Consider the following 22,512-nt stretch of genomic DNA (forward strand, 5'->3'; position numbering starts at 1 on the left):
CCCCAGCCCCCACTCCCGCCGCCTCGCCCGACACCAATTGGGGCAATGTCTCACTCGACGGCACCAACTCTTATGCGCTGATGCAGGTCGGCAAGAACATCTTCAATCTCTACAACAGCATGCGGCTGTTCTACGCCAATGGCGGCGGGGCCTGCTTCGTCATTTCGTGCGGCGCGTTCGGTACGGCGGACACGCCCACTACCGTCTCTCCCGACGATTTCATCGGGGCGCTCAAGGTTTGCGAGAGCTTCGTAGGGCCGACGATGGTGGCGATCCCAGATGCGATGCAGCTCGCCAACCGGACCGACTTCGCCAATGTCACCTCGCAGATGCTGCGCAGTTGCGCCAAGACAGGCGACCGGATGGCGCTGCTCGACGTCTGGGGCGCGAACACGCTCGGCCCGCGTGACGACTGGAAAGCGGTGGTCACTGCGTTCCGCACCGGCATATCGTCGCAGGTGCCGCCCGAGATGTGGCGATTCGGCGCGGCCTATTTCCCGCCCTTGGTGACGTCGGTTGTGTCGCCGAGCGAGATCGATATCTCCAACTTCGCCACAGACGGCGACAACAAGACGACGCTGCAGACCGCCTTGCTGAGCGTCCTGACAGGCGCCTATCCCGCGCCGCCCCCGCCACCGACCAAACCCGCCAATACCGAGACCCAGGAAGGCGGCGCCAGCGCGACACCGCCGCCCTCGCCGCCGCCCGCGAATGGGGAGACCCCGCCCGCCAACCTCGCGCTGCTCAGTGAGAAGGGCAAGACGATCTATGCTAGCTACGTCCAGCAGATCGGCAGCTCGCTGGCGGTGCTCCCCAAGCCCGCCGACACCAATTCGGTGGCGACGGGCATTACCCACAAACAACTGACGTCGGCACTGGTCGCCACCGTTCCCGGCTTCCAGAACCTGCTCACTGCGATCGCCGCGACGCAGGGCGTCCTGCCGACCAGCGGCGCGATGGCCGGCGTCTGGGCGACCAACGACGCCTCGCGCGGGGTGTGGAACGCGCCCGCCAATGTCGGTATCGCGACTATGGTGATGCCCAAATTGCCGATCGCCGGCGACGACCAGGACGACCTCAACGTCCCGGTCCAAGGCCTCGCGATCAATGCGATCCGCACCTTCCAGGGTCGCGGCAGCCTGATCTGGGGCGCGCGCACGCTCGACAGCCTGTCGAACGACTGGCGCTACATCCAGGTGCGCCGGACGATGATCTATGTCGAGCAGTCGGTGAAGCAGGCGCTCGATGCGATGGTCTTCCGTCCCAACACCGCGCAGACCTGGGTCACCGTCGTCTCGATGATCGAGAGCTTCCTCCACGGCCTATGGGCGTCGGGCGGGCTGATGGGGAACAGCCCGGCCCAGGCCTACAACGTCGTCGCCGGGCTCGGCAGCACGATGACGCCCGACGATGTGCTCAACGGCGTGATGCGGGTGCAAGTCACCTTGCAGATGGTCCACCCGGCCGAGTTCATCGAACTCACCTTCAAGCAGCAGATGCTCGGCGGCGCCTGAGGACCCGCTTTTCCCTTTCCAATTTCTGACAGGAGCAGATCATGGCTGACGGCAGTGCACAGGATGAAGTCTGGCCGCTTCCCAAATTCTATTTCAACATCGATCTCGGCGACGGCAAGACACAGGGCTTTTCCGAGATCAGCGGACTCGAGAGCGAGGCCAAAGCGATCGAATATCGCCACGGCGACAGCGCGGTGTTCTCGCCGATCAAGATGCCGGGACTGCGCAGCGTCGGCAACGTCACGCTGAAGAAAGGCGTGTTCACCAAGGATTCGATCTTCTGGGACTGGTTCAACGAGACCCAGCTCAACATCATCAAGCGCCGCACAGTGATCATCAACCTGCTCAACGAAAAGGCGTCGCCGATGATGACCTGGACGCTGACCAATGCGTTTCCGGTCAAGATGCAGGCGACCGACATGAAGTCCGACGCTAGCGAAGTCGCGATCGAGACGCTCGAGCTCGCCTATGAGACCTTGGCGGTGAAGGCTGCCTGATGCCTTCGCCCCCCCTAGCCAAGGATCCGCGCGAACGCCCGCTGCGCGAAGACGATATCTACGTTCCCCCACCGGTATTCGCCTTCCGCGTCGACATCGACGGCGCGGAAAGCGATACCAGCTTCCAGGAAGTGTCGGGGCTCGAAGTGCAGTTCGAGACCGAGGATGTCGTCGAGGGCGGGCAGAACCGCTTCGTCCACCGCCTGCCGACGCGCACCAAATATTCGAACCTGCTGCTCAAGCGCGGCGTGGTGACGCAGAAGTCGACATTCGGCGGCTGGGTGGCGCACGCACTGTCCGGCGGACTGGTCCAGCAGCGCGGAGGCAGTGCCAAGACCATAGGAATCAAGCTGATCAACGAGAAGAAGCAGCCCTTGGTCGCGTGGAACGTATTCGGCGCCTATCCGCTGCGCTGGGAGCACACCCCGCTCAACGCGATGGGCAACGACGTGCTGATCGAGACGGTCGAGCTGACCTACCAGTTCTTCCAGCGCCAGAACTTCCCGCAGGCCGCCTGATGCCGCTCGAAATCCGCGAGATCGCCATCCAGATGCGCGTCGCCGAGGATCCTGGCGAAGTCGAGCAGCCCCGCGGCCCACGCTCGATCATGGAGCTTTGCGACTGCGACGACGAAAAGGGCGACGAAGAGGAAAAGCAAGCGGCCCTGGTCGAGCGCTGCGTCGAGGCGGTGCTCGCCGAGCTCGCGCGGCGTGAGGAGTGGTGAGATGGCCGGCAAGGGCGGCCTCGACAAGTTGACGATCACGGGGTTCGCAGATCCGGGCTTCAACGGCCAGGCCAAGACCAAGCCCAATCCAATCAAGGTGATGATCAACCCCAGCCAATATTCGCAGGCGATGGGAGTCTGCTACACCAGGCAGCAGGGCGCGGGCGGCACCGGCAAGAAAGTTGTGTTCAACCGTGACAAGGGGGAGGCGCTCGAACTCGAGCTCGTGTTCGACGGGACCGGCACCGTCCCCGACGCACCGACCAAGCCGGTCGACGACCAGCTCGCAGACCTGCGCCGGCTGATCTACGAGATCAACGGCGACATCCACTCGCCCAATTACGTTCAGCTCGCCTGGGGCAGTCTGTTGTTCAAGGGACGGCTCAAGACGATGGGGATCGACCGCACGCTGTTCGCGCCCGACGGCACGGCGCTCCGCGCCAAGGTCAAGGCTACCTTTCTCGGCTATCACGACAATACCGACGGGCGCGCCGCGCAGAAACTGAGTTCGCCCGATTTGACGCATATCGTCACCGTGCTCGCCGGCGACACGCTGCCGCTGCTGTGCCACCGCATCTATGGCGATAGCCGCTATTATCTAGCGATCGCTGACCATAATAAGCTCGACGATTTCCGCACCCTCGAGCCCGGCCAGGCGCTGGTCTTCCCACCGCTTGCGCAGGCTGGGCGATGAACGCGGTCTCGCCGGGATCGAAGACCGGCCTGCCGGTCACGCTCGAGCTGACTGCCGATGGCGAGACGGTCGATACCGACCAGATCGCCTCGGTCGAAATCTGGTGGGAAGCCAATCGCATACCCCGCGCGCGGATCATCCTTTACGACGGCCAGCCCGACACCGAGAGCTTCCCGTTCAGCGATGCCGAGACCTTCGTCCCCGGCGCCAAGATCGTGCTCTCCGCCGGCTATGGCTCGGACCTGGCAGTGATCCACAAAGGCGTCGTCGTCCGCCACGGGCTGCGCATCCTGCCCGGGACCTCGGCGCAGCTGGTCGTCGAGACCGCCGATCCGTTGCTCAAGATGACGCTCTCCCGCCACAGCGCCGTCACCGAAAAGGCAACCGACGCCGCGCTGATCGCGGCCCTGGTCTCGGCCAATGACGGCAGCATGGGAACCAACGCCGCGGGCACCGCCCCGGTAGAGGCGATGGTCCAGGCGCATGCTTCGGACTGGGACCTGATGCTGCTGCGCGCCGAGGCGAGCGGATGCCTGGTGCTCGTCGAGGACCGGAAAGTCGACATCATCGACCCCACCGTCGGAGGCACCGCCGTGCTCACGCTCGAATATGGCGATTCGATCCTGGCGTTCGACGCGCAGATCGACGCGGTGCCCCAGATCGGCGAGGGCAAGGTCAACAGCCGCGCCTGGAGCTATACCGACCAGGCCGTCATGGAGGCGGGGCCTAGCGGCACGACCGACGTCACCGTCCCCGGCAATATCGAAGTCGCGACGCTCGCCGCCGTGCTCGGCGTGACCGCCTTCGTCCAGCAGACAGCGGCGGCACGCTCGGACGCCGCGCTCGGCAAATGGTCCGCGGCCGCGGCGATGCGCGCCAAGCTCTCGCAATTCGTCGGGACGGTAAAGTTCCAGGGCAGCGCCCTGGCCAAGCCAGGCAAGACGGTTACGCTCGACGGGCTGGGCGAGCGCTTCAATGGCGACGCCTTCGTCAGCGGCGTCCGCCACCTGATCCGCGGCGGCGACTGGCATAGTATCGCCGATCTCGGCATGCCCGCCGAGCGCTTCGCCAGCCGCGACCGCAAGATCGCCGACCCGCCCGCCGCCGGGCTCGCTCCGGCACTGCGCGGGCTGCATGTCGGCCAGGTCAAGGCGGTCGCCGAGGATCCCAATGGCGACTTCCGCGTGCAGGTGACGCTGCCGCTCACGGACGCAGACAACGCGGTCTGGGCTCGGCTCGGCCAGCCTTATGCCTCGAAGGGGTTCGGCTGGTCGTTCCTCCCCGAAGTCGACGACGAAGTCGTGCTCGGCTTCATGAACGAAGACCCGGCGAGCGCAGTCATTATGGGCAGCGTCTATTCGAGCGCGCGCGCACCGACCCACACGCCCGACAAGCCCAACGACGTCAAGGCGCTGGTCACCCGCTCGAAGATGGAGGTCAATTTCAACGACAAGGATGTGATCCTCAAGATCAGCACCCCGGGTGGCCGCTATGTCGAACTCGACGACAAGACGGGCACGGTCACCATCACCGATCCCAACGCCAACAAGCTGGTGATGAAGAGCGACGCGGTCGAGCTGATCAGCGCCGCGAACATGACGATCAAGTCGGCTGCCAACATGACGATCGATTGCGGCGCCAATCTAGAAATCAAGGCTGCTGTGAAGTGCGACACGAGCGCGGTGCAGATCAACACCACGGCATCGGGCCAACTCGCGCTCGCCAGCAACGGCGTGGGCTCCTTGAAGGCTGCGGCGGTCCTCGAGGTCAACGGCGCACTGGTGAAGATCAACTGATGCCCCCCGCCGCACGCCTCACCGACATGCATGCGTGCCCGATGCAGACCCCCGGCGTCCCGCCGATCCCGCATGTCGGCGGCCCGATCAGCGGCCCCGGCGCGCCGACGGTGCTGATCGGCAGCCTGCCCGCCGCGCGGATCGGCGACATGGCAGTCTGCGTCGGCCCGCCCGACAGCATCGTGATGGGATCAGCGACGGTGCTGATCGCCGGCATGCCCGCCGCCCGCCTGGGCGACACCTGCGCGCATGGCGGCAGCGTCGTGTTTGGCCTGCCCACCGTGCTGATCGGGGGATAAATGGCGCCTCCCGCCAAGCCCATCGCCTTCCTCGGCCGCGGCTGGAGCTTCCCGCCGCGCGTCTCCTCGGCAACGCTCGGCACAGAGATGGAGGAAGGCGACACCGACATCCGCCAGAGCCTGTTCATCCTGCTCTCCACGCCGCAGGGCGAGCGGGTGATGGTCCCCACTTATGGCTGCGACCTGCCACGCTTCGTCTTTGCCGACCTCACCGCGAGCCTGCTCAGCGAGCTGCGCGAGATCGTCTCCACCGCGATCCTCCGATGGGAGCCGCGCATCGACTTGATCGACGTCATCGCGACGATCGACCCGGACGATCCGGCGCTGGTACTGATCGGTGTGGACTATCGCGTACGTGCGACCAACACGCGCAACAACCTCGTTTTCCCCTTCTACACGAATGAGGGCACGCTGGTGGAGGGCCCGTGATCGCGCCTACCCCCCGACTGATCACGCGCTGGGCGAGCCAGGCCGGCCGCGCGCCCGCTGCTTTCGACCCGGCGAACACGCGCCTAGATCCGCGCAGTCTAGCCGAGATGCTGGCGGACATCGCGCGGTCGGCTGCGGACATTGCCTTTCACGACGATTCCGGCGCAGTCGACGGCAATTGGCGCCGCGTCTTGCTCGCCGATCCGAGCTTCGTGCTGGCACTGCTTGTCACCGCCCGGATCGATGCGCGCGCCGAACCGCTCGACGGCTTGCTCGAACAGGCGCGGCGCGGCGGTAGCCCGCACGAGAACGAAATGCTGCTGACCCGGCTAGTCGAAGGGTTGTTGCGCTTCGCCGACGATCTCGACGCCTGGCTGGCGCCAGCCGACTTGGGGGGCGTCACGCGCGGCCAATCGATCCGGCTGCTCGCCGAGGAAGTGATCGAGCGCGTGCTGGGCCCGCAGCTGCAGCGGCTGGTCGATCATGTCGCGGCAGCCGAAGAGGCGGAGCTGACCGCGCACTTCCGCCACGCGCATTGGCACGAACTGCGCCGGCCGTGGCGCCGGGCGATGCTCGAAGGCGAGGCGCGCGGCGTCGCCGAAGCGGTCGAGCGGGCCTGGGCAGACCGGATGCTTCGCGAGCTCGCCGACGCGGTTGAGCACTTTCTCAGCGAAATGCGCCAACTCGGCCGCCGCGCGGACGATGCGCTCGTTGCATCGCTCGCCTCGGGCGACCACAGCGCCCACCCGGCGCTGCTGATTACCTTCGCCCAGCTCTTCGCGCACGCCACCGCGCTGCTCAACCGCATCCCGCAACAGTGGATCGACCATTACCAAGCCAAGTTGCTGCACGCCACGCCAGCAAAAGCACGCCCCGATCGGATGCTGTTGGCATTCGTGCCGAGGCCGGGCACACGCTCGGCGCTGCTACAGGGCAGTCTGATCCCGGCGGGCAAGGGCGCCGACGGCGCGCCGGTCAGCTTCGTGACCGATGCCGCCCTGGCCGTCACCGGCGCGACCTTGCGCGAGGCGCGGCTATGGCAGCGGGACGCGACGTTGGTGCGGTTCGCACCCGGTCCGGACGGGACGTTGAGCGACCCGCTTCTTGGCGTGGCGGCGCCAATTGCCGGCACCCGTGCGGAAGCGCATGCGATCTTCGCCACGCCGCTGCTGGCGTTGCGGGGCGGTATGCGCCGGATCACGCTCGCGTTGCAGCTCGACGGGAGCTTCGAGTCCGGTGTGCCGCGGCTACAGACCAGCGTGACCACGGCGGAGGGGTGGCTCCCCGTTCACGCCGATACCTCATTCGAGGCTGGCACCCTGCGCGTCGAGGTCAACCTCCCGACAGATTTTCCGGCGCTGGGCCCGGCCGAAGTCGATTTTCCGGACATGCCTGCACTCCGCCTCACCCTCGCCGGCGGCCGGACCGACGCACGCATCCGCACGGCGCATCTAGCAATCGCGGTCAAGGACCTCCCCGATCTCCAAGTCCGGACGCCGTCCGGTCCTGCCAGCACGTTGGCCGCGGCCCCGTTCGGCACCCCGCCCGGCCCAGGCGGCTGGCTGCGCCTCGATCACCCGGTGCTCGCCGGGCCGCCGCTCGACCGGCTCGTCGTCCGCCTCGACTGGGCCGGCCTGCCGCCCGGCGACGGCGGGTTCGCCGATTATTATCAGGGCTATGTCGTCGACGCGCAGGGTCAGTTGTTCGACTGGCCGCCGTTCGACAATGCGGCCTTCACCGTCACGCTCGCGGCGCCGGTGCCCGGCTGGGACGCGTCACACCGGGTGCCGCTATTCGCGCCTGCCAGCCTCGGCAGCGCACCGCCCGTGACCGCCGCCCTGCCGCCGGACATCTTCGCCGCGGATTTCGAGCCTGCGCCGCCACTGATGCCCGAGCGCGGCCCCCTCGCCCCGGGCTCGTGGCTCGCCGCCGCGGCCGGACCCGAGGGTGGCACGACTGCCGATCATATCTGCGTGACGCTCGCGGGCCCCATTTTCGGCTTCGGCCAGGCGCTGCACGCCGCCAATGTCCAATATGCGATCGAGGCGATCGCGCGCGGTGAGGCGCCCCCTGCCCGCCGGCCGGGACTTTTCCGCCGGCTGCTGCGCGCGATCCTGGGCTTTCCCGCCAAGATCCTGCGCAAGATCGAGGGTGTGGAGAGCGACGAGCCGGAACCGGCGCAACCGGCGATCGTGCTCATGCCCAATCCGCCCTTCCAGCCGCTGCTTTCCGGCATTTCGATGGATTATGCGCTGTCGGTGACCGCGGAAGCGCTGACCTTTCGCCACGCCGAGACGGCGGCGCCGACGACGGCACTACCCTTGGAAGGCGCGTTGCTGTTTCCCGCGTCTCCCGCCGCGCTGATCCTCGACCTGGTCTTCGACGGCGCCCGACCGCGCGACGTGCTGGCGCTGCTCGTCCGGGTGGCGGGTGCCGACCCGGGCCAGCATCCGGCGTGGCATTATCGCACCGCCGCCGGATGGCAGACACTTCCCTCCGACGCACTTCTCGCTGACGACACCCAGGGCCTGACCACCACGGGCATCGTCCGGATCGCGCTTCCAGCCGATGCGGCGTCGCCGACCTCCCTGCGGCTGGACTTCGGCGACGCGGAGACACCGCCGGCCGTCATCGCAATCCTACCCGACGCGGTGTCGGCAACGCGACTGACCGATGGCGGCGAAACCGCGTTGGCGCCAATCCCCGCTGGCAGCGTGACACGTCTCGCCGGCGTGGCCCGCGTGCTCCAGCCGCTCGACAGCGCCGGCGGCCAGCCTCCTGAGGCGCCGGCAATGTTGCGCGCACGCACCGCCGAGCGCGTCCGCCACCGCGCCCGCGCAGTCACCGCCTGGGATATCGAGCGGCTGGTGCTCTCCGACTTCCCCGAGATCGAACGCGTGCGAGTCCTTACCCAAGGTGATCCCGCGGACGGCACCGCCGCGGCAGAGATCTGGGTTGTCGTCATGCCCAGCGCGACCGAGGCAGCGACCATCTCCCCGCAGCTGCGCGCCGCAATCGCCGACCGTATCGGCCAAGCGGCGAGCCCCTTCGCGCGCGTGACGATTGCCGATCCGCTCTATGTGCGGGTGAACATCGCCGCCCGCCTGGCCCTCGACGATCCCAACCTCGCGCGGGTCGAGACGGCGCTCACTACATTCCTTTCACCGCACACCGATCCTGGCCTCGACCTGGACGACGATGCTGGCACCGATCGCATTCGCGCCGCGATCGCGCGCTTCCTCCTCGCGCAGCCGCAAATTCGGTCGATCGAGCGGCTTGAAGTGACGCTGGCCGGACCCGACGCCGGCTGGCGCGTGCCCGTTCCCGGCGAGATCGCGCTTGCCGGGGTCGCGGCGCTGGCGACGGCGTCATGGTAGCCCCAGCAACGATCGCGCGCGATCCCGCGCTGCCCCCGGGCCAGGACTTCGCCGCGCTCAAGGCCGAGGCTGTCCGGCATCTCCAGCAACTCTGCGCCGGCTGGACCGACTATAATGCGCACGACCCCGGGCTCACCTTGGCGGAACTGCTCAGCTATGCGCTCACCGACCTCGGCTATCGCGCGGCGCTGCCGATCGAGAATCTGCTCGCCGCCGCCACGCTGGCGGACCCGGGCGGCATCTACCCGCCCTGGCGCGCTCTGCCTTCGCCGCCCGTCACTATTGCCGATTTCCGCCGCCTCCTGCTCGATCGAGTCGAGGGGCTTGGCAATGTCTGGCTCGCGCCGCGAAGCGACGATAGCGGGCCGACCGGGCTCTACGACATCCGCATCCACGCCGCGCTGCCGCTGCCCGGCGTGCATCCCGAGGGCCATCTGCGCTACCGCGAGCTGGTGCGGCGGGTGCGGCGCGTGTTCGAACGCCATCGCCCGATCTGCGAGGATATCGGCTCGATTCGCGTGCTGCGCCCACTGCGCACGGTGATGCACGCCGGGATCGAGATCGAACGGGATGCACGGCCCGAAGCGGTGATGGCCGAAGCATTGTTCCGGCTGGCGATCGTCCTCGCCCCCGAGCCGCGCCGCACCCCGCTGCATCCGAAAGCGGCCGCGGCGACGCTCGAGGGACCGCGGCTGCGGCGCGGACTGATCGCGGACGGCGAACTCGGCGACAAGCCCGCGACGATCGATTCGGATGCGCTTGCCGAGCTTCTGCGCGACACGCCCGGCGTGCTGCGGGTGCGCGAACCGTGGCTCTGGCTCGAAGGAGTCGGGACGTGCGAAGGCATCACTGCGGTCGATCCGGACGCGTGGTGCAGCCTCGATGCCGGAATCGAGCACGACACCCTGCCGCTCGCCTTGACCGTCGGCACGCGACCTTGTGCCGTCGATCGCGGCGAAGTGTTGCGCCGGTTGTTGCGGCGGTGGGAGGCGCACCGGGCATCATGGCCGCTCGGCCCTGCCTATCGGCAAGCGTTCGTTCTGCCGCGCGGCACGCCCCGCGCGCTGGCGCACTTCGCGCCGCTGGGGCCGCAGCTGCCGCGCGTCTACGGCCTCGCGACACCCGACAAGCCCGACACCCCGGCGGCCGCGCAACTCGAGGGGTTTCTCAAGATCTTCGAAACCGTCATGGCCGATTTCTGCGCGCGGCTCACTGCGACGGCGGCTTTGGCGGAGGGCAAGCCCGCCTCAGCGCTCCCTGCCCTGCCGCGTGAAAAGCTGCTCGACATGCAGCTCGCCCTCTATGGGGTAGCGGCGGACACGATCCCGATGCCACAGCACCTCGCCGGACGGCACGACGCCGCGGCGCGGCACCGCGTCGCGGTGAAACAGACGCTGCTCGATCGGCGCGATGCCCTGGCGCGGCGGCGCGGGCGTGGCTTCGATCCCGAGGCGCGGAGCGCCGGGCGCCGGCATTCGGGTGTCGAATTGCATGTCGGGCTGTTGCTGGGGGCGCACCGCAAGCGCGGCACGCGAATGTGCCTGATCGAGCATATGATGCTGCGTCCGCGCACTCGCGCCCGTCGCGCGCTGGAGGGCGACGGCTATCGATATGCCATGGCGGTCAGCGCCGCGATCATGCTTCCCGAAGACCGCGGCGACCAGCGCTATCGTGCCGAGATCGCCGAGGCGATCCGCGCTGAACTGCCCGCACATATCGGGCTCCATATCCACTTCGTCGATCCGCCCCGCTGGCGCCGGCTGCGCAACCTCGAACACCTCTGGCGCGCCGCGCTGCGGGTCAACGCACGCCACGCCGCCGATCAGCTTGCCGTCGAGATACGCGACTTGCTCGACCGCTGGACTCAGCGCGATGGGGAAGCGGAATGAAGAGCAACGCCGCGGTGCTCGAGGGCGAAATCGCCTGGTTCCAGACCGCAGTCGACCACCGGCTTCGCCTCCACGCCGCCGAGCAACGGGGCGATGTCCTGGCCCTCTCGACCATCCCCAACCTGACCCGCTCGGCCGCCCCCTATGCAGTTGCGGTTCGAGAGGCGGGCCTGTCGCCGGGTGAGCGGCTGGTGCAAATGCTCGCATTGCTCCCGCACCTCCGTCCGCAGTCGCTGGACGCCTTCCTGATCCAGAACGACGCGACCAAGCGACGCTTCACCGAATTCGGCGGCAGTGACGCGCATCCGCAGAACGGCTTCTTGCCCACCCGCGAGACGGCCTTGTTCCTGCTGGCGGGCGAAGACATGGACCGGCGCCTCGCCGTGCTGCCGCTCCTCGCACCCGAAAGCCCATTGCGCGCGAAGCGCATTCTCGAAAGCGACGAAACCGGCGGCCCCTGGGCGCCGCTCGCGGTCAGCCAGCGCTGGCTCGATCGCGTCACCACTGGCCGATCGGGAGCGCTAGCGGCAGGGCCACTATTCCCCGCACATCTGCTAGAGACGCCCTACGTATTCGACGATCTCGTCATCGGCCCTACGATCCGCGAGGCGCTCGACGAGATGCTCGCCTGGGTGCGCAACGAGCGGCTGCTGAGGGAGGATTGGGGCTTGGGGAAGCATCTCAAGCCGGGCTACCGCGTCCTGTTCCACGGCCCCCCCGGCACGGGCAAGACGATGACCGCCGCCGTGATCGGCAAGACGCTGGGGCTGCCGGTCTACCGCGTCGACCTGTCGCGCGTGGTCAGCAAATGGGTCGGCGAGACCGAGAAGAATCTGGGCGCGCTCTTCGACCAGGCAGCACTCGGCGACATGGTCCTGTTCTTCGACGAAGCCGATGCCCTGTTCGGCAAGCGCGGCGATACCCAGACCGCCAATGATCGCCACGCCAACCAGCAGATCGCCTATCTGCTCCAGCGGATCGAGGACTCGCCCGGCGTGGTCATCCTGGCGAGTAACCTGAAGGGCAATATCGACGCTGCCTTTGCGCGCCGCCTGCAAGCGACGCTCTATTTTCCAATGCCCGATGCCACGGCACGGCTCAAGCTTTGGCAGATGGCGTTCGCCGAGCCTCGCGGGAGACTGGCTGAAGGCGTCGCGCTCGACGCACTCGCGCGCCGCCACGAGCTGAGCGGCGGCGAGATGATCAACATCCTGCGCCGCCTCAGCGTGCACGCACTGATCGACGGCGATCGCTACGTGCCCGAGGCGCGCATTACCGACGCGGTCGCGCGCGAGCTAGCCGGCAGCGGCCGCGTCGCGGGTTGAGCCGGTGGCCAGCCTGCCCACCGACCGCGTCCGGCTCGCGCATCTGCTCGAACGGCAGACGCTGACGATCGATGTCGCGCCGGCGCTGGCCGGTCCCGCGCTGCTCGACCGCGTTGCCGAGCTCAACCGGCGGCGGTTCGTGCCGGTGCTCGCGCAGATTGCCGAGGAATTCGACACGCCGGGCGCGCTCGTCAGCATCGACAAATTGTCGATCGCGCTGGGAAGCTTCGCACCGGACGATCTCGATCGCGCCGCGGGGATCCTGCGCGATCGGCTGCGCAGCGCGCTTGCCGACGCGCTCGGCGCGGACGGGCAGAGGTCGAGAAACGAGCGCGAGGACCGCGCCTTGGTGTCGTCGTTCGAGCATTATCTGCTCCACGGCGCCTGGCCTGGCGCGCGGGCGATCGCGCTGACCTTGCGCCCGGCGGATATGCTCGCGCAGTTGGTCGCGGAGGATCCGCTTGCGCTCGTCGCGATGCTGCGTCGCCGCGGGTCGAGCGACGCGCTGCTGCGCCGGCTGGTCCGCCAGATGCCGGAGCATCTCCTCGCCGCCTTGCTCCACCGGCTCGAGCCGGTCCACGCGGCGTACACCCTCTCCTATGTCGGCGAGGTCCGCGAAAGCCATGCCGCCGAACGGCTGATCTCGGCCAATCCCGCCGAACTCGCCGAGATGCTCTGGATCATCGTGCTGCGCGACACGCTCCAGCAAAGCGGGCTGCAAGCCAATCGCAAGGCATTTCTTCGGCGGCTGTTGCTGCAGCTGGCGCGAAGCGGCGGCACGACGCTTGCGGCGCTGATCGCGCAGCTACGTAGGGGATTGCCGCGGATTCTGGCACGCCGCCGCGCGCCAGGCTCGCTCGTCGCGGTGCTGAGCGAGTTGATCGCCGAGGAGCCGGCATTGCTAGCCGGTCAGGCCGGGATGGCCGAGCTCGCGGCCTTGCTCGGGCGCACCAGCCTGACGCGGCGCGAGCAGCGTCTTGCGCGCCGGCTGGTCGCAACCGCCGGTGCGGCGCAATTGCGCCGGCTTCTGCAGAGGCTTGCGCACGAGAATGCGGCACGGCTCGATGCGTCGATCGCCGGGGTGCTGTCCTTTGCCCAGGCGCTTGGCGCGATCTGGCATATCGATTCGGCCGGCCTTCCCGCCGCGCTCGAAGCGGCAGCGGCCAGCCCTGCCGAACGCAGCGCCTTGCTCGCCCTTGCGGCGCAATCCGCGACGGTCGGCGAAGGCGCCGTGCAGGCGGCGCGGACGCTGCTTGCGGAAATACGCGGCATTGAGCTCGAGCAAGTCGACTTCGCATTTGCAGAAGTCGTGCCGCTGCGGCAGCGCGTGACGCCCTCCGGCGCTTGCACAGGGTTGGTAGAGGCGTTGGTCGGAGCGCCGCAGCACCCGAACCCGGCCGTACTCGCACAAATACGCGAACATCTCGCTAACGCGCGGGTTGTCGAGCCGGCACAAGCCCGACAGGTTCTGCGCGACTTCGCCGCCGCCGACGCGACCCGCCTCTGCGCGCTTCTCGGCGAGACCGACACGCCCGATAGCGTGGCGCGGCATTTGCTTCCGGCCCACCTCTACGCGGCGTTGGTCGCTCTGGCCCGCTTCGCTCGATGCACGCGGACGGAGTGGCATCTGTTGCTTGCGGCGGCCGCCGCGACGCAGGACGACGAATTCCCTGAAACTCTGATCGATCGGGCAATCCAGGCGCTGGCCCGCGCCCGTCATGTTCCTTCAGCCCGCCTGCGCGAGCAACTGGTGGCGGCAGCCCAAAGCGTTCCCCGGCGGAGACCGGGGTCCAGCTTCGGCAAAAACGATAGGATTTACCGGACCTCAGAACACTCGCAACCGGACCCCGGCCTTCGCCGGGGGGCTGCACGCGCTCGCGCCAATCGGGTTCTGTGGCGCGACACGCACTCTCTTCGCTCCGATGAGAAGGGTTGCGAAAACCCGGATTCCGCAGCGCCGAGTTCGCCCATAATGTGGCGGGACGCGCCAGCCTACGCGCCTCCAACGCCTGCCAAACCAGACCAAGGGCAAGGCGTCGAACCTCGACATCCCCTCCCAGACCCAACAGTTCAAGCTGAAGAATATGTTGGAGAGGTGCCGGTCGACAGCGAAACGTCCCTCCTTGCATGCCTGCTCCCCGCTCGCGCGATTGCCCGGCTCGGATCGCGCCACGCCGCGGTCGAGCAATTCGCCTTCCTGTGCGACAAGGGCGCACTGCTATCTCCACCCGCGCGCGCCGAAGCGCTGGCGCGGCTGCTGCCTCGGCTATCCGGCGCGACGGCGGCGACGCTACGTGCGCAGCTGTCCTCCGACATGCGAAGCAGGGCGATGCTCAACCGAACGCTGGCTGCGATGTCCGGAACCGCGCCCGCGCGGCTGGCGCTGTTGCTATCGATCCCGAAGGCCGAGATCCGGCAACGGCCCGTCGCTGGCCTGCCAGCCCTGCTCTCCGCAGCGCTGACCGGCCAGCCGGCTTCCCCATCTGAGCTCCTCCCCCCGGCCAACCGCCGACCAAATCGCTCCTCCGAACAACCGCAGATAGCAGCGTTGCTTCGAGCACGACCTTTCGACGCATTGCGCCTGATCGCCGAAAGTCCCCAAGCGCCCGCCGAGCTGGCCGTGCTGCTCGACAAGCGGCACAGCGCGCCGCTGCTCTTCGCCGCGATGGTCCCGGCCGAGCGTGCCCGCGCAGCCGCGTTGCTTCGGGCGCTGACCGGACGCGCAGGCCGCCGCGCCGTCGACCCGGCAAAGGTCGCGCACGCACTGGCGCTCGCCGCGGCAAGGCACGACTGGCGAAGCCGCGGCGGAACCGGCTTCGCTGCCGAGTGGCTGCGACAGCTGGAAGTACTCACCGGGCTTGCCGAGCAGGCGGCGGTGCGGCGCCTGCTGGCAAAGCTGGAGCCACTGGCGCCGCCGGGCGGGTTCGCGGACGACGGGAAAGCCTCGAGCGAAGCGCATCGCCCCGATTCCTTCGCCCGCGTTGCCACGTTGCTCGGCCTACCCGCGAACAGCCCGGTGAGTGCGGTCCGGCGCAAGCTCGATCAGCCGCGCAACCGCGCCTTGCTGGCGCGCGAGCTCTCCGAAGCCGAGATCGTCCGGCTGCTGACGATCCTCACGCCCACCGGCGCGAGCGGCTTGCTTCACGCAACCGAACGGCTCGCGGCAGCGTGGAGGGCCTGCGCAGCGCCGCTATCCCGCACCGCGCAATGGGATGCCATCCTCGCCGCCGCCAGGAGCGCGCGGCCGGTCTTCCAGCTGACGAACCTGCTGCTTGACGGCACCGCGGCAACGCCGGCGCCGCTGCGCCGGCGGGTCGAGGCTGTGCTTGTGAAATCGCTCGAGGGCATGCGCGATGCGCCGCTGCGCGTGGTGCTAGATCTGCGCGAAAGCGAGTGCAAGCGCCGCGCGGCCGACGCACGTCGCGCCGATACCGACGCGGCACCGGCGGTGCTGTACGTCGCCAATGCCGGGCTGGTGCTCGCTTCCGCCTTCCTCCCGCGGCTCTTCCAGTCGCTCGACTATGTCGAGCCCGATGCAGAGGCTGGCTGGCGCTGGCGCGATGCGGCATGCCAGGCGCGTGCGGTCCATCTGCTGCAATGGCTGGTCGACGAGCGTACCGACGCGCCCGAGCCGCAACTGGCGCTCAACAAGCTCCTCTGCGGCTTGCCGATCGCCGAGCCGGTGCCGGCGGAAGTCCAGCTCGACGGAGGCGAACTGCGGATGGCCGCGATGCTGCTGCGCACCATTCTGGCAAATTGGCCGCCGCTTGCCGAGAGCGGCGACGTTGCGCTGCGCGAGACCTTTTTCCAGCGCCAGGGCCGGCTGACGCACGCCGACGCCGGGTGGCGGCTCGAAGTCGAGAAGCGCGTGCTCGACATCCTGCTCGACCAATTGCCCTGGGGCTATTCGACGATCCTGCATCCGTGGATGCCGGTCCCGCTCACCGTCCAGTGGCGCTGAGCTGCTTGCCGGGGACCCACCCCTTCCATATGCTGAAGGCTTCGAACAGGGAGAATTTGCATGATCAGGAAGCTGCTGTTGGTCGCACCGCTGGCGCTTGCCGCCTGCCATTCGGGTCCGTCGGTCGAGGCGAGCAATGCCAGCGCCAAGGAAGTCGCCGACAAGGTCGCGGCGAGCGGCGTGACGGTCAAGATGGCACCGGGCCATTGGGAAGGCAACGCGACGATCACCGACATGCAGATCCCCCGGTTGCCCCCCGAAGCTGCCGCGCAGATGAAGTCGCGGATGGGCCAGGCCCAGAAGTTCGAAAATTGCCTGACGCCCGAGCAGGCCGAGAAGCCGAGCGCCGACTTCTTCTCGGGCCAGAACAAGGACTGCCGCTACGACCATTTCAGCATGGACGGCGGCAAGATCGACGCGAAGATGGTGTGCACGAACGGCGGCATGACCACGAACGCGACGATGGCGGGCACCTTCTCGAAGGACAATTTCCAGCTGGCGATGACCACCAAGAGCGACGGTGTCCCCGGCCAGCCGATGACCGCGCACACCATGTCGATGAAGATGGAAGCGCGGCGCACCGGCGAATGCACGGGCAAGGAAAAGAGCTGAACCTTATCTGGCGGCGATAACCTCTTCTCCCCGGCGAAGGCCGTGGCCCCGCATCGGCCAATTATGAAGCCGGTGCCGCCATCGAGACCGCTTGCAACTGGCCCTCGGCCTTCGCCGGGAACAGCTCCCTTCAGCTAAACTGGTAGAGCGCAGAGCCGTGCGGCGGCAATGCGACGGCGACGCGCGTCTCGACGGCACCCAGGTTTCTGCCCGCCCACAGGTCGCGTATCTTGGCAGTTCCGGTGATGCCCAGCATGCGCAGGTCCGCCCCGACCTCCTCCGCCTGCTCGCCTACATTGAACAGCGCGAGATTCCGTGCACCCGACCGCGTATCGCGCGACGTCCAACCGACCTGATTGCCGGACCGGAACAGCTGCCGCGCCGCGCTGCCATGCTGGTTCACTCCGAGCACCTCGTCGTTGGTCAGCAGCGCCAGCGTATCGGCGTCGAGCGCACGCAGGTCGCCGCCCATGATCAGCGGCGAGCGCGCGATCGACCAGAGCGTCATCATCGTGCGCTGCTCGTCGGCAGTGAAGCGCGTCCGGCGCTTGCCAAGCGCAAGCAAACCGAGCGGGAGCATGTCGGCGTCGGGCCAGGCGCCCGGCCGAAGATGCGGCGCCCAGTCCGCCAGGCGCCTGAATTGCGCAAGCAGCAGCGGCCACTCGTCCCAGAAATCGTCGCTGATCCGCCAGAGATTGGCATGCGACGCGACGTGGTCCGCGGCGGCGAGCGGGGTCTCGCCGGGCGAGATGCTCAATATCATCGGCTGGCCGCTGCGGTCGATCGCGCGGCGCACCGCTTCGATCTCGGGATGGTTGCGCTGGTACGGCCGGGCGATGTCGTCCACCTTGACGAAGTCGACGCCCCACGACGCGATCAGGGCGAAGACGCTGTCATAATAGGCCTGCGCGCCGGGTTTGGTCATGTCGACGCCGTACATGTCCGAGTTCCACGGACAGATATTGACGCGGTCGGCGATGTCGCCGCAGCGGTACTTGCTGCCGAGGATCGGCAGGTTGCGGTCGGCGGCGAGCCGCGGCACGCCGCGCATCAGATGGATGCCGAACTTGAGCCCGAGCCGGTGGGCATAGTCGGCGAGCGGCTTGAACCCCCGGCCCCCCGCCGCCGAGGGAAAGCGGTTGGGCGCGGGCAGCAGCCGCCCGTTGCCGTCCATCGCCAATTCGACCCCGGTGCGATACTCGAAGCCGGTCGCGCCGGGCTCGTACCATTGGATGTCGACGGTAAAGACATCATAGCCGTGCGGCAGCAGCTTCTCGGCCATCACCGCGACGTTGGCACGCGCCTGCTCTTCGGTGATCGTCGCGGCGAAGCTGTCCCAGCTGTTCCATCCCAAAGGCGGGCGCGGCGCGAGATCGCTGAAGTTGCGCTGGCCGCGCGCCTGCGCGGCGACCGGCGCCGCCGCGAGCAGCCCGAGCGCCGCGCGGCGGCTGAGCCGGCTCACTTCGCCAAAGTCCGCGCTTCGTAGACGAACGCGTCGGTACCCTTGGTCTCGAAACGCACGGTCACCTTGTCCTTGCCGCGCGTCAGCGCCTCGGGGATCGGATAGTCGACGCTGACGAAACGCTTTTCCGGCGGCAGCGCGCGGCGTTCGTTGGCAATGCGCGTGCCCTCGACGGTAATGTCGAAATTCTTGCCCACTTCCTCGCCCCAATAGAGCGCGCGGAGCAGCATCGGGCCCGGCCGCACCGCCAGAGTGAATTCCAGGTAATTGCCCGTTCCCCAAGGGAGCTGCCGCGCGCTGCGCCCGCCCCAGGAGAACAGATCGCTGTGATTGGCGCGATACTCATGGTCGCGCTCGGGCTGCATCTCGCCAAGGTTGAGGATGTCGACGGTGCGCGCGTCTAGCGCCGCCTTCTCGCGCTGGGTGCGGCCATAGGCCGCCTCCTCGCTCTTCCACTGCGCTTCGGTGAAGCGCGGGAAATAGACTGCGGTGCGGCGATCATATTGGCGGAAGAACGGTACCAGGGTCAGTGCCTGCGGCCGAGCCTCGGCGAGGCGGAAGCGATGCTCGGCGGCGGCGATCGGCACCAAAGCCGCGGCGGGATCTTCGCTGACCAATACCGGCGCGGGGCCATCGAACGGCGCGTCGGCGGGGCCGAGATCGGCGGCAAGCACCAGCGGGCCGCTCAGATAAGCGAGCATCCGCGGATCGTCGGGCGTCGGCTCGGCGCGGATCCGCATCGGCAGCGTCAGCTCGATCCGGTCGCCTGCCCGCCAGCGCCGATCGAGACGGGCATAGCCCGTGCTGCGATCGAGCGGCTGGAGCTTGCCGTTGAGCGCCAGCGCCGGCGCGTCGCACCAGCCGGGCAGGCGCAGCGCGATCCCGGTCACGGCGCGCGGCGCTCTGGTCACGCGCAGCGTCACCTGTTCGCTGAACGGATGCCCCGTCTCGAGCGCGACCTCGAGCCCCCGCTCCTTCCACTCGGCCGTCGACGGGATGAACAGGTTGACCAGCAGCGCGGAATCATCGTGCCAATAGATGCTCTCGCCATGCTTGGCATGCGTCTCGAGCCCCGAGCCGACGCAGCACCAGAAGCTGTCCTCGGGTGTCGAATAGGTGCGCCGCGCGCCGGCGCTGAGCGGCATGAAATAGACGAACATGCCGGTCTCGGGATGCTGATGCCCGAGCAGATGATTGAGGTGGATGCGCTCGTAGGTGTCGAACAGCGCTGCATCCGGCCGCCACCCATAAAGGTGCCGCGTGAGCTTGAGCATGTTGTAGCTGTTGCACGCCTCGCAGGTGCGCTCGGTGATCCGCGTCGAGAGCTGGTCGGGCTCCCCGAAATGCTCACGCTCGCTGTTCCCGCCGATGACGTAGCTGTGGTGCTGGATCACGGTGCGATGGAAGAAGCGCGCGGCATTGGCGTGGCGCTGCTCGCCGGTCAGCTCGTACAGCCGGGCAAGGCCGATCAGCTTGGGAATCTGGGTGTTGGCATGGAGGCCCGGGAGATCATCTTTGCCCGCGGCCAGCGGCGCCAGCACCTTGCGGTGATAGATTCGCTCCGCCAGCCGCCGCCAGCGGGGGTTGCCGGTCAGCGCGTAGGTTTCTGCGTAACTGTCGTTGAGTCCCCCGTGTTCGGCGGCGAGCAGCTTCTGCATTTGCGCGTCGTCGAGCCCCTCGAGGATCGCTCCGAGATAGCCGGCCATGCCGAGCATCACCGGCATCGCCGCATCGACATCGCCGAAGCGAACCGCGTCGATCAGCCCGGCATGGACCTTGTGCCAGGTGTAGAGCGGCACCCAGCCGCCGTTGATGTCGAACCCGCCGGTGCGGATGTCGCCCTTGCGGATCTCCTCGAAGACGATCTTGCCGTCGACGGTCTTGCCGTCGCGCTCGACGGTGGTGCCGCCGACATAGCCGTCGCCGTGCGCCGCCTGGATCCGTGCCATCTCGGCGATGGTGTGGCGCAGACGATCGCGCACTGCGACGTCGCCGGTCTGGGCGAATTGCAGCGACAGCGCCGAGAGATAGTGGCCGAGCGTATGCCCGGCGATCCCGCGCGCCTCCCAGCCGCCATAGGTCTCGCCCTTCGTCGGCAGCCCGGCACTCGCGTAGAAATTATGGAGCAGCCGCTCGGGCGAGAGCGACAGCAAGGTGCGACGGTTGGTCTCGACTGCATCGCGATAGAGCGAAGGCTTGAGCCGCACCGCGGAGAGCGGCAGCGGCCGCGCCGTGATCGGTTTCTCGTCGACGACGACGCGGGCAAGGGCCGGGCCGGCAAGCGCCAGGACGCTCGCCGAACCCAGGAACAACCGCCGCGTCAGCATCTCAGTCGACCGCGACCACGACTACCGACTTCGCCGGCAGGTCGAAGGTCAGCTTGCCGCCACTGCTCCGCGCCGAATAGGCGGCGGGCATGATCGTGTTCGGCTGGTCGAACGTGTTGTGGGTGTCGATCGCCGGGCCGGTCAGGATTCGCCCACGCGCGGTGCCGGTCAGGTTGGTCGTCACGCGCGCCGGCTTGTTCGGGTCGGTGTTGGTCAGCGAAAGCCACAGCTTGCCGTCGGTGCCGCGCGCGGCCGACACGTCGACCATCGGCACCTTGAACCCGGCGCGCTCGTAGTTCGGCCCCTTTACGTCTGCATTATACGGCGTAGCCCCTTGAAAAGGAACGTACATATCGAAGACGTGGTAGGTCGGGGTGAGCACCATCCGGCCCTTGTCGGTCAGGATCATCGCCTGGAGCACGTTCACCATCTGGGCAATGTTCGCCATCTTCACCCGGTCGGTGTGCCGGTGAAAGATGTTGAGCGTCAGCGCGGCGACTTCGGCGTCGCGCAGGCTGTTCTGCTGGTAGAGGAAGCCCGGGACCGAGCCCGCTTCCTGGTCGTACCAGGTGCCCCATTCGTCGACATAGAGCCCGACGCGCTTCTCGGGATCATATTTGTCCATCGCGGCGGCGTGCTTGCTGACAAGCTCGTCCATGAAGATCGCGCGGCCGAGCGTCGAGGCCCATTCGTCCTCGCTGAAGCCGGTGGCGGCGCCCTTCTTGTCCCACTTGCCGGTCGGGAGCGTGTAGTAATGGACGCTGAGCGCGTTCATCTTGTTGCCCGCCTCGCGCATCATCACGTCGGTGAAGTTGTAGTCGCTGGCGTTGGCGCCGCTGGCGACCTTGACGATCCGTGGCTTGCCGGCGGGAGCGTTGACGAATTCCTGGTAACGGCGGTGAAGGTCGGCCGAATATTCAGCGCGCATGCTGCCGCCGCAGCCCCAGGTCTCGTTGCCAACGCCGAAATACTTGACCGTCCAGGGCTTGTCGCGGCCGTTCGCCTTGCGCTGCTCGGCGAGCGTGCCCTTCTCGGCAGTCATGTACTCGACCCACTGGCTCATGTCGCGCGGGCTCATCGAGCCCATGTTGCCGGCGACATAGGCGTCGGTGCCGAGCAACTCCGAATAGTTCATGAACTCGTGGGTGCCGAACTGGTTGTCCTCGGTCACGCCGCCCCAGTGGCGGTTGATGCGGACCGGGCGCTTGGCCTTGGGGCCGATGCCGTCGCGCCAGTCATATTCGTCGGCGAAGCATCCGCCCGGCCAGCGCACCACCGGCACCTTGATGTGACGGAGCGCGGCGAGCACGTCGTTGCGATAGCCGTTGGTGTTGGGGATCTTCGAATCGGGTCCGACCCAGACGCCTTCGTAGATGCCGCGGCCGAGATGCTCGGCGAACTGGCCGTAGATCGCCGGCTCGATCCGCGGACCCGCCTTGCTGGTGTCGACCGTCACGGTCACCGCGACGGGCGCCTGGGCAAAAGCCGGCGCCGCCATCACCGTCGCCGCGATCGGCAACAGCCCCAGTTTCCAATGCTTCATGCCATTTCTCCCCTGTGCGGCGGCGCAGGTCCGCGCGTTATTGTCTTACTTAACCCCGAGTCG

16 protein-coding genes are annotated in these 22,512 nt (G+C 67.8%); 13 read left to right on the forward strand and 3 right to left on the reverse strand.

The window, feature by feature from the left end:
* The 13 genes from AC3WJI_RS07945 to AC3WJI_RS08005 all read left to right on the forward strand — a co-directional run.
* A partial coding sequence (locus tag AC3WJI_RS07945; RefSeq protein WP_492756721.1) for a phage tail sheath family protein occupies window positions 1-1,514 on the forward strand: 1,514 nt, incomplete at its 5' end.
* Between the two features lie 41 nt (window positions 1,515-1,555).
* Window positions 1,556-2,011 carry a phage tail protein gene (locus AC3WJI_RS07950; RefSeq protein ID WP_492756722.1) on the forward strand — a complete coding sequence of 152 codons (456 nt, stop codon included), beginning with the start codon at window positions 1,556-1,558 and terminating at the stop codon, window positions 2,009-2,011.
* Complete coding sequence (locus AC3WJI_RS07955) at window positions 2,011-2,529, forward strand: phage tail protein (protein WP_492756723.1); 519 nt, start codon at window positions 2,011-2,013, stop codon at window positions 2,527-2,529. Before AC3WJI_RS07950 ends, AC3WJI_RS07955 begins: the two co-directional genes overlap by 1 nt.
* Window positions 2,529-2,735: a DUF5908 family protein gene (locus AC3WJI_RS07960; protein ID WP_492756724.1), complete on the forward strand. Its 207-nt coding sequence runs from the start codon at window positions 2,529-2,531 to the stop codon at window positions 2,733-2,735. The genes AC3WJI_RS07955 and AC3WJI_RS07960 overlap by 1 nt, the downstream gene beginning before the upstream one ends.
* Window position 2,736: 1 nt before the next feature.
* On the forward strand, window positions 2,737-3,429 hold the full coding sequence (locus tag AC3WJI_RS07965) for a CIS tube protein (RefSeq protein WP_492756725.1): 693 nt from the start codon (window positions 2,737-2,739) through the stop codon (window positions 3,427-3,429).
* Complete coding sequence (locus AC3WJI_RS07970; RefSeq protein WP_492756726.1) at window positions 3,426-5,225, forward strand: phage baseplate assembly protein V; 1,800 nt, start codon at window positions 3,426-3,428, stop codon at window positions 5,223-5,225. Before AC3WJI_RS07965 ends, AC3WJI_RS07970 begins: the two co-directional genes overlap by 4 nt.
* A complete protein-coding gene (locus AC3WJI_RS07975; protein ID WP_492756727.1) occupies window positions 5,225-5,524 on the forward strand; it encodes a PAAR domain-containing protein in 300 nt (99 codons plus the stop codon). Before AC3WJI_RS07970 ends, AC3WJI_RS07975 begins: the two co-directional genes overlap by 1 nt.
* Window positions 5,525-5,953 (forward strand): GPW/gp25 family protein, encoded by a 429-nt coding sequence (locus tag AC3WJI_RS07980; protein ID WP_492756728.1) that lies wholly within the window; start codon window positions 5,525-5,527, stop codon window positions 5,951-5,953. It begins immediately after the preceding gene.
* Window positions 5,950-9,330, forward strand: a complete 3,381-nt coding sequence (locus AC3WJI_RS07985; protein WP_492756729.1) for a baseplate J/gp47 family protein — start codon at window positions 5,950-5,952, stop codon at window positions 9,328-9,330. The genes AC3WJI_RS07980 and AC3WJI_RS07985 overlap by 4 nt, the downstream gene beginning before the upstream one ends.
* Window positions 9,324-11,219, forward strand: coding sequence for a hypothetical protein (locus AC3WJI_RS07990; protein ID WP_492756730.1), 1,896 nt, complete (start codon window positions 9,324-9,326; stop codon window positions 11,217-11,219). The genes AC3WJI_RS07985 and AC3WJI_RS07990 overlap by 7 nt, the downstream gene beginning before the upstream one ends.
* Window positions 11,216-12,544, forward strand: a complete 1,329-nt coding sequence (locus AC3WJI_RS07995; RefSeq protein WP_492756731.1) for an ATP-binding protein — start codon at window positions 11,216-11,218, stop codon at window positions 12,542-12,544. Before AC3WJI_RS07990 ends, AC3WJI_RS07995 begins: the two co-directional genes overlap by 4 nt.
* A 4-nt stretch (window positions 12,545-12,548) precedes the next feature.
* On the forward strand, window positions 12,549-16,505 hold the full coding sequence (locus AC3WJI_RS08000; RefSeq protein WP_492756732.1) for a contractile injection system tape measure protein: 3,957 nt from the start codon (window positions 12,549-12,551) through the stop codon (window positions 16,503-16,505).
* A 60-nt stretch (window positions 16,506-16,565) separates the two neighbouring features.
* Window positions 16,566-17,117: a DUF3617 domain-containing protein gene (locus AC3WJI_RS08005; RefSeq protein WP_492756733.1), complete on the forward strand. Its 552-nt coding sequence runs from the start codon at window positions 16,566-16,568 to the stop codon at window positions 17,115-17,117.
* A gap of 130 nt (window positions 17,118-17,247) precedes the next feature.
* Here AC3WJI_RS08005 and AC3WJI_RS08010 read toward each other — a convergent pair whose 3' ends face one another.
* From AC3WJI_RS08010 to AC3WJI_RS08020, 3 genes are read right to left on the reverse strand one after another with little or no spacing between them, the layout of a single operon-like run.
* Entirely contained in the window at window positions 17,248-18,579 is a 1,332-nt protein-coding gene (locus AC3WJI_RS08010; RefSeq protein ID WP_492756734.1) for a glycoside hydrolase family 27 protein, read from the reverse strand.
* Complete coding sequence (locus tag AC3WJI_RS08015) at window positions 18,576-20,906, reverse strand: beta-L-arabinofuranosidase domain-containing protein (RefSeq protein WP_492756735.1); 2,331 nt, start codon at window positions 20,904-20,906, stop codon at window positions 18,576-18,578. The genes AC3WJI_RS08010 and AC3WJI_RS08015 overlap by 4 nt, the downstream gene beginning before the upstream one ends.
* A gap of 1 nt (window position 20,907) precedes the next feature.
* On the reverse strand, window positions 20,908-22,449 hold the full coding sequence (locus AC3WJI_RS08020) for an alpha-N-arabinofuranosidase (RefSeq protein ID WP_492756736.1): 1,542 nt from the start codon (window positions 22,447-22,449) through the stop codon (window positions 20,908-20,910).
* Window positions 22,450-22,512: the final 63 nt, after the last annotated feature.

Source organism: Sphingomonas sp. FW306-1B-B10E, from assembly GCF_058782005.1.

Bases quoted from the DNA above. Each gene is read 5' to 3' on its own strand.
- AC3WJI_RS07950 (WP_492756722.1), top strand. From the start codon at position 1,556: ATGGCTGACGGCAGTGCACAGGATGAAGTCTGGCCGCTTCCCAAATTC.
- AC3WJI_RS07955 (WP_492756723.1), top strand. From the start codon at position 2,011: ATGCCTTCGCCCCCCCTAGCCAAGGATCCGCGCGAACGCCCGCTGCGC.
- AC3WJI_RS07960 (WP_492756724.1), top strand. From the start codon at position 2,529: ATGCCGCTCGAAATCCGCGAGATCGCCATCCAGATGCGCGTCGCCGAG.
- AC3WJI_RS07965 (WP_492756725.1), top strand. From the start codon at position 2,737: ATGGCCGGCAAGGGCGGCCTCGACAAGTTGACGATCACGGGGTTCGCA.
- AC3WJI_RS07970 (WP_492756726.1), top strand. From the start codon at position 3,426: ATGAACGCGGTCTCGCCGGGATCGAAGACCGGCCTGCCGGTCACGCTC.
- AC3WJI_RS07975 (WP_492756727.1), top strand. From the start codon at position 5,225: ATGCCCCCCGCCGCACGCCTCACCGACATGCATGCGTGCCCGATGCAG.
- AC3WJI_RS07980 (WP_492756728.1), top strand. From the start codon at position 5,525: ATGGCGCCTCCCGCCAAGCCCATCGCCTTCCTCGGCCGCGGCTGGAGC.
- AC3WJI_RS07990 (WP_492756730.1), top strand. From the start codon at position 9,324: ATGGTAGCCCCAGCAACGATCGCGCGCGATCCCGCGCTGCCCCCGGGC.
- AC3WJI_RS07995 (WP_492756731.1), top strand. From the start codon at position 11,216: ATGAAGAGCAACGCCGCGGTGCTCGAGGGCGAAATCGCCTGGTTCCAG.
- AC3WJI_RS08005 (WP_492756733.1), top strand. From the start codon at position 16,566: ATGATCAGGAAGCTGCTGTTGGTCGCACCGCTGGCGCTTGCCGCCTGC.
- AC3WJI_RS08015 (WP_492756735.1), bottom strand. From the start codon at position 20,906: ATGCTGACGCGGCGGTTGTTCCTGGGTTCGGCGAGCGTCCTGGCGCTT.
- AC3WJI_RS08020 (WP_492756736.1), bottom strand. From the start codon at position 22,449: ATGAAGCATTGGAAACTGGGGCTGTTGCCGATCGCGGCGACGGTGATG.